Source organism: Flavobacterium ustbae (genome assembly GCF_003946915.1).
Taxonomy (GTDB): Bacteria; Bacteroidota; Bacteroidia; order Flavobacteriales; family Flavobacteriaceae; genus Flavobacterium; species Flavobacterium ustbae.
The window spans coordinates 621,645-635,303 of record NZ_RPOC01000001.1; the positions used below are offsets into that span (position 1 = coordinate 621,645).

Annotated in this window: 16 protein-coding genes; all 16 read right to left on the reverse strand. The window is 34.9% G+C overall.

The features are described 5' to 3' along the window. Positions 1–67 precede the first annotated feature (67 nt). Entirely contained in the window at positions 68–844 is a 777-nt protein-coding gene (locus tag EG814_RS02655) for a polysaccharide deacetylase family protein (protein WP_125718622.1), read from the reverse strand. Beyond that, complete coding sequence (locus EG814_RS02660; RefSeq protein WP_125718624.1) at positions 841–1,905, reverse strand: beta-ketoacyl synthase N-terminal-like domain-containing protein; 1,065 nt, start codon at positions 1,903–1,905, stop codon at positions 841–843. Before EG814_RS02660 ends, EG814_RS02655 begins: the two co-directional genes overlap by 4 nt. Continuing rightward, positions 1,905–3,104 carry a beta-ketoacyl-[acyl-carrier-protein] synthase family protein gene (locus EG814_RS02665; protein ID WP_125718626.1) on the reverse strand — a complete coding sequence of 400 codons (1,200 nt, stop codon included), beginning with the start codon at positions 3,102–3,104 and terminating at the stop codon, positions 1,905–1,907. Before EG814_RS02665 ends, EG814_RS02660 begins: the two co-directional genes overlap by 1 nt. A 153-nt stretch (positions 3,105–3,257) precedes the next feature. After that, the gene (locus EG814_RS02670) at positions 3,258–3,515 is read right to left on the reverse strand and encodes a phosphopantetheine-binding protein (RefSeq protein ID WP_125718628.1); all 258 of its coding nucleotides are present in this window, start codon (positions 3,513–3,515) and stop codon (positions 3,258–3,260) included. A 2-nt stretch (positions 3,516–3,517) separates the two neighbouring features. After that, on the reverse strand, positions 3,518–4,132 hold the full coding sequence (locus EG814_RS02675) for a 3-oxoacyl-ACP synthase (protein ID WP_125718630.1): 615 nt from the start codon (positions 4,130–4,132) through the stop codon (positions 3,518–3,520). Then, positions 4,132–5,133 (reverse strand): virulence RhuM family protein, encoded by a 1,002-nt coding sequence (locus EG814_RS02680; RefSeq protein ID WP_125718632.1) that lies wholly within the window; start codon positions 5,131–5,133, stop codon positions 4,132–4,134. The genes EG814_RS02675 and EG814_RS02680 overlap by 1 nt, the downstream gene beginning before the upstream one ends. Before the next feature lies 1 nt (position 5,134). Further along, positions 5,135–6,274, reverse strand: coding sequence for a beta-ketoacyl synthase N-terminal-like domain-containing protein (locus tag EG814_RS02685; RefSeq protein ID WP_125718634.1), 1,140 nt, complete (start codon positions 6,272–6,274; stop codon positions 5,135–5,137). 287 nt (positions 6,275–6,561) lie between these two features. After that, positions 6,562–7,011 carry an acyl-CoA thioesterase gene (locus EG814_RS02690; RefSeq protein ID WP_125718636.1) on the reverse strand — a complete coding sequence of 150 codons (450 nt, stop codon included), beginning with the start codon at positions 7,009–7,011 and terminating at the stop codon, positions 6,562–6,564. Beyond that, positions 6,986–8,269 carry an ABC transporter permease gene (locus tag EG814_RS02695; protein ID WP_164515260.1) on the reverse strand — a complete coding sequence of 428 codons (1,284 nt, stop codon included), beginning with the start codon at positions 8,267–8,269 and terminating at the stop codon, positions 6,986–6,988. The genes EG814_RS02690 and EG814_RS02695 overlap by 26 nt, the downstream gene beginning before the upstream one ends. Beyond that, entirely contained in the window at positions 8,259–8,957 is a 699-nt protein-coding gene (locus EG814_RS02700; protein ID WP_164515261.1) for an ABC transporter ATP-binding protein, read from the reverse strand. Before EG814_RS02700 ends, EG814_RS02695 begins: the two co-directional genes overlap by 11 nt. Before the next feature lie 61 nt (positions 8,958–9,018). Continuing rightward, on the reverse strand, positions 9,019–10,017 hold the full coding sequence (locus EG814_RS02705; RefSeq protein WP_125718640.1) for a BtrH N-terminal domain-containing protein: 999 nt from the start codon (positions 10,015–10,017) through the stop codon (positions 9,019–9,021). Then, positions 10,017–10,418, reverse strand: a complete 402-nt coding sequence (locus EG814_RS02710) for a hypothetical protein (protein ID WP_125718642.1) — start codon at positions 10,416–10,418, stop codon at positions 10,017–10,019. Before EG814_RS02710 ends, EG814_RS02705 begins: the two co-directional genes overlap by 1 nt. 27 nt (positions 10,419–10,445) lie before the next feature. Further along, positions 10,446–10,913, reverse strand: a complete 468-nt coding sequence (locus EG814_RS02715; RefSeq protein ID WP_125718644.1) for an ABC transporter permease — start codon at positions 10,911–10,913, stop codon at positions 10,446–10,448. Between the two features lie 8 nt (positions 10,914–10,921). Then, positions 10,922–11,353 carry a hypothetical protein gene (locus EG814_RS02720; RefSeq protein WP_125718646.1) on the reverse strand — a complete coding sequence of 144 codons (432 nt, stop codon included), beginning with the start codon at positions 11,351–11,353 and terminating at the stop codon, positions 10,922–10,924. Beyond that, positions 11,353–12,486, reverse strand: coding sequence for a beta-ketoacyl-ACP synthase III (locus tag EG814_RS02725; protein WP_125718648.1), 1,134 nt, complete (start codon positions 12,484–12,486; stop codon positions 11,353–11,355). Before EG814_RS02725 ends, EG814_RS02720 begins: the two co-directional genes overlap by 1 nt. Positions 12,487–12,503: 17 nt before the next feature. Beyond that, positions 12,504–13,406 (reverse strand): NADPH-dependent FMN reductase family protein, encoded by a 903-nt coding sequence (locus tag EG814_RS02730; RefSeq protein WP_125718650.1) that lies wholly within the window; start codon positions 13,404–13,406, stop codon positions 12,504–12,506. Between the last annotated feature and the right edge of the window lie 253 nt (positions 13,407–13,659).

A 13,659-nucleotide genomic window follows, 5' to 3' on the forward strand; every position in this document is an offset into this window, starting at 1 on the left:
AATTAAAGTAAATAAAAAATCCGTTTTTATCCGCGTCTTCGCGAAAGCGAATCAGTGTCATTCGCGTTCAATCTTCGTAAGCTTTAAGACTCAAAAGTTCTTCAATCGAAACGACTTGATAATTATTTTGCTGTAAAAATTGCAAAAACTGTTCCAATACCCAAACAGAGTGAGCTCCCGTATCGTGCAAAAGTACAATTCCGCCGGGAGAAACGCGTTTTTTAATTCGATTCAAAATTAATTCTTCATCTGTAGTTCCTCCGTCAAGCGAACGAATATTCCATCCAATAACTTTATGTCCAGTTACCTTTAAAGCTCTTCGAATCGAAGGCGTCGTAACTCCATAAGGCGGACGAAAAAAGTTGATTTTTTTGGAAGTGAATTTCTCCAGAAGTTCATCTGTTTTCTGAAGTTCTTGGGTTATTTTTTTAGCATTATAAAAATCAAAAAATTTAGAATGCGAGTACGAATGATTTCCACCTAAATGTCCTTCGTCAATCACTTTTTGCAGAATTTCAGGATATGTTTCGATATTTTTTCCGATGCAAAAGAAAGTTGCTTTAGCATTGTATTTTTTCAGAACCTTCAAAACTTGCAACGTATAAACGCTTGGACCGTCATCAAAAGTAAGCGCGATTTTTTTTTCTTTTTCTAAAGGATTATTACAAAAAGCTTTTACATGATAATTGGAAGAAATTCGGGCAGAACCAAAAGCATTTATTCCAATCCAAGCTAAAATGATAAGCACAAACCACAGAAAATGAATTGCATTATAAAGATTCAAAAGAAACAATAAAAGCAATAAAAAGATAAAAAACAGTGATATGTTTTTATGCGTTATCATTTTGAAAGCAACGTAAAACTATGGTTTTTTCCGTTTAATTGATTGTATAATAAAATGGTTTTATAAGCTGGTTTGGTAACCGAATTTACTTTTACAACTTCAGGAACTTCTTGCGTTTTAATAATTTTGGATGCCACCCAAAGCGCAAAAGCCGAAGCCGTATCATATTCGCCACTTAAATGTTTGTAATACAAAACAGGAGTTTGAGCAAATGTATTTTCAGCAAGAGTTGCATAATAATTTTCGAAATCGGCATTTCCGTCAAAACCTAAAACTAAGGCATCAATGTCAGAAATGTCTAAATTATTTGATTTTAAAAAAGATTGGATTGCTGTTTCAACTTCATTATTTTCTAAAGTGTTAACAATCGAAATATCCAAAAGTTCAGCATACGTATTTTCTTTTCTTTCGTTTTCTAAAACAAAAAAACTAGCGCCTTCTCCGTAAACTGCTCCGCTTGTATCAGAAGTCAGAACATCGTACGGGCCCGAATTGTCTTTTTTAATTCGACCGTTTAGTTTGAAAAGGGCAGTAGTATATTCGCCATTTTCATCAACACCACCAACTAAAATAGAATTAGCTTCATCCTCTTCAATCTGCATTTTGGCATCAATCAAAGCCGATTCAAAAGAAACCGCGCCATTCACGTAAGTAAAATTGTAACCTTTACATTGCTGTAAAAGTGCAATCTGAGCGCCAACTGTATTATGAGTCGATTGAATAAAAGAAGTCGGAGTTAGAAACTCTTCATTATTATCTAAAATGCTTTTCAGGAATTTTTCAGAATCTTCGATACAACCTAAACCAGTTCCGGTAATAATAGCGTCAACGTTTTCTATGTTCGCATCTTTCATGGCTAATGCCGAAGCTACGATTCCGTTTTTTACCCCTTTTGCCATTCTTCGGCTGTTTGCCGGAGAAATATATTCTTTGTAAACTGGCGGAACAATCGCCAGTACATTTTCTTCATGATTGACAACAGCTTCTTCCAAAAAAACAGTATCAAATGTTTTTTGAGTCGAAATACAGCCTACTCCATTTATATATGTTTTTTTTGTCATTAGCTTTTAGAAAATATAAGGGTTGAACAATTTCCTCCAAATCCGAACGAATTGGAAAGAACGTGTTCGATAGTTTTATTTTTTAAAGATGTCTGTGGTTTCAGATCGAATTCTTCCATCGGAACTTCAAAATTCAAATTCGGATAAACCACATTATTTTGAATCGCCAAAACGCTGTAAACAGCTTCAATCGCCGCCGCGGCAGCCAAAGTATGTCCTGTAAAAGGTTTTGTAGAGCTAAAATCAGGCACATTTTCGTCTTCGTAAATTCGCTTCAAAGCGCGTCCCTCAGACAAGTCGTTGTTTGGCGTTGCCGTTCCGTGTACGTTGATGTAATCAATTTGGGAAGGTTGTAAACCCGAAACTTCAAACGCTTTTTTCATTGCCAAAAATGCACCGTCTCCATTTTCTGAAGAGGCAGTTTGGTGATACGCATCGTTTGCATTTCCGTAACCAGAAACTCTTGCCAGCACTTTTTTGTTTTGTTTCGCCACAATTTCATCCGATTCTAAAATAAGATACGCTGCCGCTTCACCAAGATTTAATCCTTTTCTTTCGTTGTCAAACGGTTTGTTATAATCGTCGGACAAAATCATCAAAGTCTTAAATCCGTTGATAGTAAATTTTGCCAAAGCATCTGCTCCGCCTACAATTACGCGATCTAGTTTTCCGGTTTTGATTAATCTTGCGCCCAACATAATAGAATTTGCCGCAGACGAACAAGCCGTACTAATTGTGGTTACCATTCCTTTTAAACCTAATTCTTCGGCAATTTTATCTGCAACATCGCCACCATCGTGACACGTAATGTATTTTACCAATTCCGGTTTTTCGAAATAATCGTAGTAATGTTTTTCAGTCATGTCCATTCCGCCCACGCTTGTAGCCGAAATAAGTCCGGTTCTGAATTCATTAATAGCAGAAATACCAGCATTTTCAACAGCTTGCTTGGCCGCCAAAGTACCGATCATTGCTGTTCTGGAGAAATTATTGGTTTCGTCCAGACGCAATTCTGCAATAAGCTGCTCATTCGTTTTTTTGATTTCGCCGACTTTAATCACATTTTCATGAACGGTCGAAATATGCTGAATGGGAGCAACACCGATTTTATTTTCGATTAACGAAATGTAGTTTTCTTCAACCGTATTTCCGATTGCAGAAACAATTCCCATTCCGGTTATGGCAACACCTTTTGTCATTTTAGATTTCGGATTTTAGATTAAACTTTGCGTCTTCGCGTCTTTGCGAGCCTATTTCTCACAGCTAAGAATAACAAAGCTTATAAATTTAATCTCGCAAAGTCGCTGAGTCGCTAAGTTTTTTAATTAGCAATCTTTGACAAATTTATGTGATTACTTTGTTCTGTTTGCGTTAATGTACGCCGCCATAGTTTCGATAGATTGGAAAATAGCTTTTCCTTCTTTCGGGTCAACCAATTTGATTCCGTAGTCTTTATCTAAAATCACGATCAATTCCAGAGCATCAATCGAGTCAAGACCTAAACCGTCTCCAAACAAAGCATCGTTATCTGCGATATCTTCTACAGCAATATCTTCAAGGTTTAGAGTGGTGATGATTTTATTTTTTAATTCTTGTTTTAATGCTTCCATGATTATTTATTGTATAATGTATTGATAGTTTCGTTTTTATATTTTGAATTTTCTTCGGTTCCGATAACGCAAAGAAAAGCTTTATAATTGTCATTAAAAAGTTCTGTCCAACCGCATAAGACTTTTTCTGCTTTATTTGTGTTTAACAATATGTTCGAATAGTTAAACATAAATTCGGTATTGAAAGCATCAAATATAAAAAAAGAATTCTCACTTTTAAGCTGATGGCGAATACTTATTTCGCCCAGACAAATATTTGGCAGCGTATAAACAAAGACCGCCGGACTCGGAAAATAGTTCTCAGGATCTGAAATAGATTCCTGATGTTTGACATCTGTATCCAGACTAGCCGATTTATTAGCCAAAACCAAAGCGATATTATTTGCTGCATTTTCCTCTACAATCGGACTCAAAAGCAGTTCTGCTCCCAAAAAAGCCAGTTTGCTCAAAGCATCCATTTTGAAGAACTTTGGATATTGGATTTCAAAATTACGTAAAGCTTGTTTTGAAAAATCTCCGAAATTTGTTGGTTCCGTTTTGAATACAGATTCGCCGTTGAGAACAATTTCGTTGTTTTCGATTTGGATATAGGATTGTATGTATGTTTTTTGAGTCATTATTTCTTTCCTAATTTTTTCACTTCCTTATCAAAATCCGAAATAATTTTTTGAGTTTTATTAAACTCATCATATTCTGTAATTGCTTTTTTATCGGCTTGAATTTTCGATATCTTCCCTTTTCCTTCTAAAATTTTATATTCGTTAAATGAAAGAAATTTGTTGACACTCATAGCTAATTGTTCCATAGTAAAAGTATTTTCTCTTTCAATCAAGCCTTCAATGTAATCAAAATAACCAGTAACGGTTCTTTCTAATTGTGTGATTTCTTTTTCTTGTAAATAATTTTTAGCAACAATTACATCAGATTTTATAATTCTTCCATCTGGAGCATTTTTCCAAGTTGTAAGCCCCATATTATCTTTTGCTTTATCAGCATTATTGTAAATTATTTCTGCAGCGGTATTTCCTGTGATAGCAAAATGAAATTTGTTCTGAACCAAAGCATAAAAATTCTTTGTTATTTCGGAATTTTTATCATAATCAATACTACATTCGGCGAAAATATCACTTACTTGTTGGTAAATTCTACGCTCGCTTGCGCGGATAGAACGAACCCTGCGTAATAATTCTTTGAAATAGTCTTTTCCAAAAATAGTTTGCCCTTGTTTTAAGCGTTCATCGTCTAAAACAAAACCTTTAATAATAAATTCTTTTAAGGTTTGAGTTGCCCAAATTCTAAATTGAGTTGCTTTTGCAGAATTTACACGATAGCCTACGGAAATAATAGCATCAAGATTGTAATATTCTAAATCTCGATTTACTAATCTTTCTCCTTCTTTTTGAACTGTTCGGAAATTCCGAACAGTTGCTTCTCTTTCCAGTTCATTTGATTCGAATATATTTGTAATATGTTCGCTAATTGTAGATTTTACAACATCAAACAACTCTCCCATAGCTTTTTGGGTAAGCCAAAGATTTTCGTCTTGCACAATAACATCTACCCTAACTTTACCATTGGGATTGTCGTAAATAATAAATTTAGTTTCCTGATTTTCCATATTATTTCACTTTCTCAAAAACCACAGCCGTATTACAACCTCCAAAACCAGAAGCTGTTTTTAAAAAAAAATCAATATTGGCTTCTTTGTTTCTCTCAATTACATTAATATTTTCGCTTACGCCGATTTCATCAAAACCTTTTGATTCAAACAGCGTATTGCTGTTCACAGATTTGATTGCAATTACCGTTTCTAATAATCCTGAAGCGCCAAGCGTATGTCCGTAAAAACCTTTTAAACTATTTATTGGAACATTTTGAAGATTTAATCTTCCAAAAGCAATTGCTTCCATTTCATCGTTGAAAGGTGTTGCGGTTCCGTGGGCGGAAATATAATCGATTTTTTGTGCTTCGATTTGTGCTTCTTTTAAAGCATTTTGAATACTTAAAAATAAACCTTCACCAGTTCTCGACGGACCCGAAATATGATTCGCATCGTTGATCGAACTGTCGCCAAGTACCTTTATTTTAGCGGTTGCCGGATTCGCCGAAACTAAAACGGCAGCTGTTGCTTCGCCTAAACTTACGCCTGTTCTGTTTTTAGAATACGGTTTACAAGGCGAATCACTCATCGCTTGAAAAGCATTAAAACCAGACAAAACAAATTCTGAAACTTCGTCGCCAGCGACTACAAAAATATTATCGTAAAGCTCCGACTGAATCATTCTTTTAGCAACCGAAACCGCTAAAATTCCAGAAACACAGGCATTTGAAACGACAATTGGTTGTGTTTTGAATCCGAAGAAATCGGCAACGTTTTTGGCTAAAACATCTAAATGTGCGTTTTTGAAACTTTCCTCAGAATTGTCTTTTAAAGCACTAACATTTCCTTTTGTGGTAGAAAGTATAAATCCGGTTTTTGAATTTAATTCAACTCCTGATTTTTTGATAATCGGCTCTAAACCCAAAATCATCAATTTTTCTAAACGCGAATATTTAGTTTCAGAACTAACTTTCGCGAAAGCGTTATTTATATTTTCATCACTAATAATCGAAGCATAAAAGGAATTGGGCATCAAAGAAATATCATTATGAAGCTGAATTCCAGAATCGCCACGAAGAATCGCTTCGACATTCGACTCAACATCAAAACCTAAAGGCGTGATACAATTTGTTTCTGTAATGTATATTTCTTTTCTCATCTTTTGTTTTCCTGCTCCCGAAGCCTCGGGACAAAACCTTGTAGGTATTTATTTTTAAGCTCTATCTTTTAATCTCTCGCTCCCGATAATTATCGGGACTGCAGATTAAGCGGATTTGTTTTTGTCTAAAAATTTTCACGCAGATTTGCTTCGCCTGTTCGCTATCGCTCGGGTTACAGATTAAAGCTGATTTGCGCAGATTTTCTATATTTTAAATTTGTGAAATTTGCGGTTAACTTTTACATTTAGAATTCTTTATAATTCGTGAATTCGTGGCTAAAAAAACTTTATTTCAACAGCCCAACTTTCCTTTTCCATTCCTCATAAAAAGGAGGATTTGTCAACATTAGATTTCCATCTTTATCTAAAAAAACCTGAACCGTTTCTCCCGTGCAGGCAACTTCTCCTTTATCATCAATAATTTTAAAACGATAAATCATTTTTGCTGCAGGCGTATCTACAACCGTTGTTTCAATCGTTACAACATCGCCATAACGAAGAGATAATTTATGTTCGCAAGTCGATTTTACAATTGGAGTTGTATAGCCCGTTTTGGCAATATCCAAATAAGTCAATCCATGCTCACGTCCAAAAGCTTCTCTTCCATCTTCAAAATAGGTGATATAATTGCCGTGCCAAACGATTCCAAGTGGATCTGTTTCGTTAAAACGAATCCTGATTTCGTGCGTAACGGTTAAGTCTGTAGCCTCGTTAAACTGCTCTTTTCTTTTTATCATAAAATAATGCGATGGAAGTTGTAATAATGAAAAACAAAAATAACAAAGTTATTCTCGGAATGATTTCGATGAAAGAAACGTTTCGAAGCAATACATCGTAAAAAGCTTCTAAACCCCAATTCATTGGAGACGATTTTGCGATATACTGCATGACTGTCGGCATGGCAAAAACAGGAACCCAAACACCCCCAATTGCTGCCAAAATAATCACACTTGTTGCGCCAAAAGGAGCAGACTGTTCTTGCGTGCTTGCTACAGTTCCTAATAAAATTCCGAAGCCAATTGCTGCAAAACCTGAAAATAAGGCGACAACACTTGTCAAAAAGAAATGCCCTTCGATATTTAAAGAAGGTAATCCGATTGAGGGAAATAAAAATACCGCAACCGCAACCATCATATAAAACTGAATCATACAAATGATCGAGTAGGTGATGGTTTTGCCAATAATCACAATTAAATTGGAAACGGGATTGGTTCTTAATCGAACAAAAGTTCCTTGTGTTTTTTCTTTTACAATATTGATAGATAGTGGAATGACAATAAAAAAGATGGCAAAAAGTGTCCAAGCTGGAACGTTATGCTGAACGGAATTCGGACGAACTTCTTTATTATTTATTCTTGGAATGATTTCTTTGAAAGTAATAAAGTTTTTTTGCTCAAAATCGATCGCTTCTTCCCCTAATTGTTGTTGAAAAGTCGAATAAATCGATTTGGTTTCAATCTGCGAAATCATTTTATCGATCGAACTCATTACGGCATTTTTAAAACTCATCTGAACAGCTGGATCAAAATACAGTTTAACTTCTTTTTCTTTAATGACGCGCTGAGGTTCTGCAGTTGCAGTGCTGTCAGTCAAACCTAAATTGCTGACAATTTTTTCTACATTCTGCTCGACTTTAGTTTGTAAATCTGAACTTAGATTTTCTGGAATTACGATTGCCAATTGAAATTTTCCTTTGTACACATTTTCTTTGGCAATTTCTTCGGTAATCGGTTGATTGTCAATTTGTGTTACAACAGTAAAATAGCTGCTTTTTTCTAAGTTTTCGAAAACCGTTTTCGAAACAGCCCCTTTGTCTTTATCTACTAAAAGAATCTGAATTTTAGAATCGGTTACGGCTTTAAAAGTGCTGTCCTGAATTAAGGTTACGGCAATGACCAAAACCAGCGGCATGATAAATAAAATAATCAGCCCGCCTAAATCTCTTTTTAGCAAAAGGAATTCTTTTACTACCGACATCCAAATTTTATATACCATCTCTCAACGCTTTACCAGTTAATGAAATAAAAACATCTTCGAGATTTCGGGCATCTTTCGTTGATTCAATTAATGCCGACGGAGTTGCTTGTGCGTAAATTTGTCCTTGATCTAAAATCGCAATATCAGAGCAGAAATCTTCGGCTTCGGCCAAATGATGTGAGGTATAAATAATCGTTGTTCCGTTTTGGTTTAAAACTTTCAGATAATCAATAATGGCGGTTTTAGAATGCACATCGACACCAACGGTCGGTTCATCCAAAAACAGAACTTTCGGATTGTGAAGGATTCCCGCAATCAGGTTTACACGGCGTTTCATTCCGCCAGAAAAAGTCTGAACTTGTTTGTCGGCAAACTTCAATAAACCTAAAAGATCCAAAGCTTCGATTACTTTTTCTTTTAAATCAGAACCTTTTAAACCGTACATGCTTCCAAAATAAAGCAGATTTTCTCTGGCTGTTAAAGTTGGATACAAAGCATATTCCTGAGGCACAACGCCAATGATTTTTTTAATTTTTGAAGCATGATGCTGATAGTCTAAACCATCAATTGTAAAATGTCCCGAAGTTGGTTTTACCAATCCGCAAAGCATAGAAATCAAAGTGGTTTTTCCAGCACCGTTTGGTCCTAATAAACCAAAAATCTGACCTTCGTTTATGTTTAGCGAAACGTTGTTCAAAGAATACATTTCTGCATTTTTGTACTGTTTCGAAAGGGATTCTATTTTTATGATAGACTGCAAAATATTTTTAGCTAATTGCTTTTTTTAATTTTTTGAAAAAGATTTCTTCTCTGTTGGCGATGTCCAGAAGTTCATCGGCAATGGTGTTGTAAGCATCTTCTTTGGCGCTTCTGTTTTTGTAAATACGCGAAGCTTCAACAGCAAAATCTCGCCAAGAATCGCCAATTTTTGTCATTTCTTTAGAAAGTTCTTTTAGTTCTTCGTTGCCCAAAATAATCGAAGCTTCTTGTAAAAAAGCCGCATAAATAAAACGGAATCCGCCGCCGCCGGTTCCAATTTCTTCCTGCATACGAACCATTTGCGCCAAGTAATGATTGGCTTTTCTAACACCGTGTTTAGCAGGCCATTTTCTAATTCTTTTAGAAACAAATTTGATTCCGCGAACACCAACAATTGGCATTGGTGCCAGCATATCGCGACAGGTATTTTTGATTCCTTTTATAATGGCGCTTTTTAAATCGACATTTGACGGAATCTGAATTGGATAATACATTTGTCCGCGTGGAGCGAAAGCGCCTTTGGCAAAACGAACTTTATCTAATTCGTCGTGCGTTAAAGTGGTTACGGTTTCCATAACTGGATCGCTGACTAAATAATCGGTTTCGGTTTTTCCGTAAACGACTAAATTGTGTGCGTTAAAGTGAAAACGGTATTCATCTGGAAAATAACTCAAATGATACACGCCAACTTGTAATCCGGTTGGAATATTATTTTTTAAATTTTCGTCTAAAGCCTTATTGGCATTCGAAACAGAAGAAAATTTTTGTCTTTTTATTTTTAAATTTAAACGAGTCGCTACTTTATTGAAAATCTGTCCAGGCAAAGTTCTGTAGCTGATTGCCGGCGCGTGATTGACTTTTATAAAAGGCAGATAGACAAAAAACAAACCCGAACCAATGCCAAATACCATTGGTTCGCTGATGTTTAGTCCGCTGTTTTTTAGCAGATTTGACGCTACTCCATTCTCACAATGAGCAGACTGATGATGTGTAAAAGTTAACTCCATTATTTGATGCTGTTTTTTAATTCTTCGACAGAAATCTCAAAAGTATCAGCGTATTTTTTTAAAGTATTATCATTTAGTTTGGCAAAAACACTTGGTTTAAAATGTCTTTTTACGCGCCATTTCCACAAGCCGACATAACTGGAAAGAATAGTCAAATCCATTTTATTTAATTCCATAAAATATAGAATTGGACTTGCCTCACCGTCTAAAACTTGTTGTCTGGCGTCGGCAATTCTTTCGTTTATTTCGTCAATAGAATTAGAAAGTGCAATAGCTTTTGGTTCCCAGCCCGTACTTAATGTCGTGGTATATTCTCCATTTTCGTCTGTTGCGTACAAAAGTTCTTTAACGTTGTTTTTCGTTAAATTGCTTTGATCCTGAGGTACTTTATCTTTTTCCATTACCTAGTTATTTTTTCAAGTGGAATTTTACGAAACCGAAATTGTTTTTTGAATAAACAAATTAATTTCGCATTCTAAGAGTATCTGATTCTTGACTAAACTTTTACAGCTCATGGTGCATAAAGTGTAATCTTCGCCTGTAAATTTAGAAACCAAATCGGCTTTGGTTATAATGGTGTCGCCAACTTTTGGAAGCGCATGAATTTTTACATTTTTCAAAGCACTGATAAATCCAATTACATTTATGTTTTCATTTTCTAGTCCGTTGTCGTCAAAAAAGTATTTCTTTCCAACAATTGACGAACAAGTCTGTGCTGTATTTTCGATTAAACCTGCTTCAATAAAAACATTGTTTTGCACAAAAATATTGTCACCTTTAATAAGAAAAACAGTTTCTACCGAATTTGAATCAATATTCAAAATCAAATCCACCATAAGCATTGGCGCTCGGTGTGGTAAATAATTTTGTATGTCAACAGCAGAAGTGGTTTTCATTTTAGTTCTTATTTTGCCAGAACTGTTTTCATTTGTCCCCTGGCAATTTCTTCGTTATTTAAGGTCGTTACAATATCTACCAAAGTAATTCCTGCAAATTCTTGTAGAATCGTTACTTCAGATTGAATAATGTCGTTTACGTTCGGAAGCTTTTTAATTTCAATTTCTTTAATTGAGCCGATGTAGCCCGTTGGAGCAATTTCGTTTTTCAAAAAATATTGATATCCTGTATGCAATGCCACAGATTGTGCCATGTGTTCTATTAAACCTGCTTCAAGAAAAATACGGTTTGAAACAAAAATATTATCGCTCTGAATTTCTAAAGCAGAAACCAAAGAAGTTTCAGAATAAAAATGCATGGTATCGACCATTACAAAAGGAAACTTTTGTGGCAATAAATTTTCTACCATTTCTTTTTCTAGAAGTGCCATTGTTTCCATTAGCAAACAGTTAAATACGCATACGCGAAAGAGAATCTTCCGCTTTCTGGAACAGATAATAAAATTTTATCTCCTTTTTTCAAGTTTCCTGAATTCATCAATTCTTCAAGAGCCAAATAAATAGAAGCAGAACCAACATTTCCAACTCGAGAAAGATTCATGAACCATTTGTCATCTGCCATTCCGATTCCTTTTTCGGTCAGGCCTTTCTTTAATCCTTCAACAAAGAAGTTTGAAGAAACGTGTGGCATAAAATAATCAATATCATCCGCTGTAATATTGTTTTTTGCCATCGCGTCTTTCATGCTTTCAGCTCCTTTTGAAAGAATGAATTCGTCTAATAATTTTACGTCCTGTTTAATCGAAAAAACAGATTCGTTGAGCCATTGTTCTGGAGCATAATCGCTCCAGGATTTAATATCGCCGTTTTCTAGTTTATCACCTCCAGCATACATGCAGGTTTCTAATTCGTAGGCATACGAAAAAGCTTCCATCCATTCTATTTTTAGAGAAATCGGGCCTCTCGGTTTATTTTCTAATAAGAAAGCTCCGGCACCGTCTGATAACATCCAACGGAGGAAATCTTTTTTGAAAGCAATAATAGGCTGTTCTTCAAGGCTTTTTAAATTGTCGGCCTCGTGATTGTATTTTTGAGCATTCAGCCAGGTAGAAACTTTTTCTGATCCTGTGCAGATTGCATTTTTTGAATTTCCTGATCTTACTGAAAGAAAACCAAATTTAAGAGAGTTCATTCCAGCACAGCAAACTCCTGTTGAAGAGTTTAATTCTACCGATTTATTTTTTAATAATCCATGAACCATCGCGGCATGCGAAGGCAAAAATATATCTGGTGTTGAGGTTCCGCATGAAAGGACTTCTAAATCCTGTGGTGTAAAATTATCGTCAAATAACTGTTCCACAGCGTTTTTAGTCAATTCTGCATTTGAGTGTGTACTTTTTCCTGTTTTATCAACAGCATAATAACGGCTTGTAATTTTATTGTTGCGCAAAATAATACGTCTGGCTTTTGAAGCAGTATCATTGATAAGACCTAAAAAGCCTTCCATTTCGTCATTGGAAACAGCTTCATTTGGCAAATATTTTGCAGCTTTTGTAATATATACTTCAAACATAATATAAATTTCCTCGTCTAAACTCCTTGATAATATTGAGTTTCCTTTTTAATTTTCTTTAATTTTAACGGATAGGTAATAAGGTGCAATATATACACTATTGGTGAAATTAACCATATCGCAAGGAATAAATAAACATTAAATACTTTAAGCAGCTGTTTTCGGTTTTTTTGATTTTTATAAATGATGTTTGACCATTTATTGAAAATTTTATTGGCCGTTTTGTCAACAGTCACTAAATACGAACTTATTTTTACAGCCCCAGCATTGACCAATTTTGGTTGCAAATCGGTATAATTGTTCTTCTGAAAAGAATCAAACATGATTTCTCCAAATTTTTCAGACTCGTGGATATCTTTTTCTGAAACGCCTGGAAGAGGAAAAATCCCTAAATATTTTTTCTTAACTCCAGAAAACATCCATTCTACAATAGTAATCACGCTAATTAAATTTCCAACGCGGTCTACCAAAGCTACATTTCCAACTAGATTTGCATTGGCTTTTCGCAATAAAACTTTGATTTTTTCCTGAGCCATAATCCACATGTTTCTGGATCCGCTGATGGTAATTACTGGAGTATTGCTCAAAAGTTTTTTTCCATCTTCACTTTTCAAAAATGAATTGATCGGAATAGAAGGTGATAAATACCAAACCTGATAATGGAATAATATCAAATCGTATTTTGTATTTAAAATTTCTTCCGGAACTGGTTTTAATGCGGTCGGAATCTGTAAAAAAGATTCTGGGAAAGCATCAAAAAAAGAGTCTTTATTCCACGGAAATGGAAATGGTTTTTCTAGTTGTATTTCGTGAAAAGTAAGATTTATTTCTTCTGAATTTAGAAATGGTTTTGCAATATTTTGTGCAATCGATTCCAATTGTCCAGATTGTGTATAATATATTACGAGTACGTTTTTCATTTAGGGTCTTTTGGCGTTGGTGGTGAGCAAAAATAAGTAAATTTATTTAAACGAATTTTCTTATTTGATGGGTGGAGTTTTGATAGCCACGAATTCACGAATTTTTTTTATTTTTTTGCCGCAAAGGCGCAAAGGCACAATTTTTTTTATTCATTGTCTATAATTTTTTTTGCCACGAATTGCACAAATTTTTACTCATTTTTTTGCCACAGATTAAAGGATTTCCCCAGATTATTTACTTTAAAAAATCCTT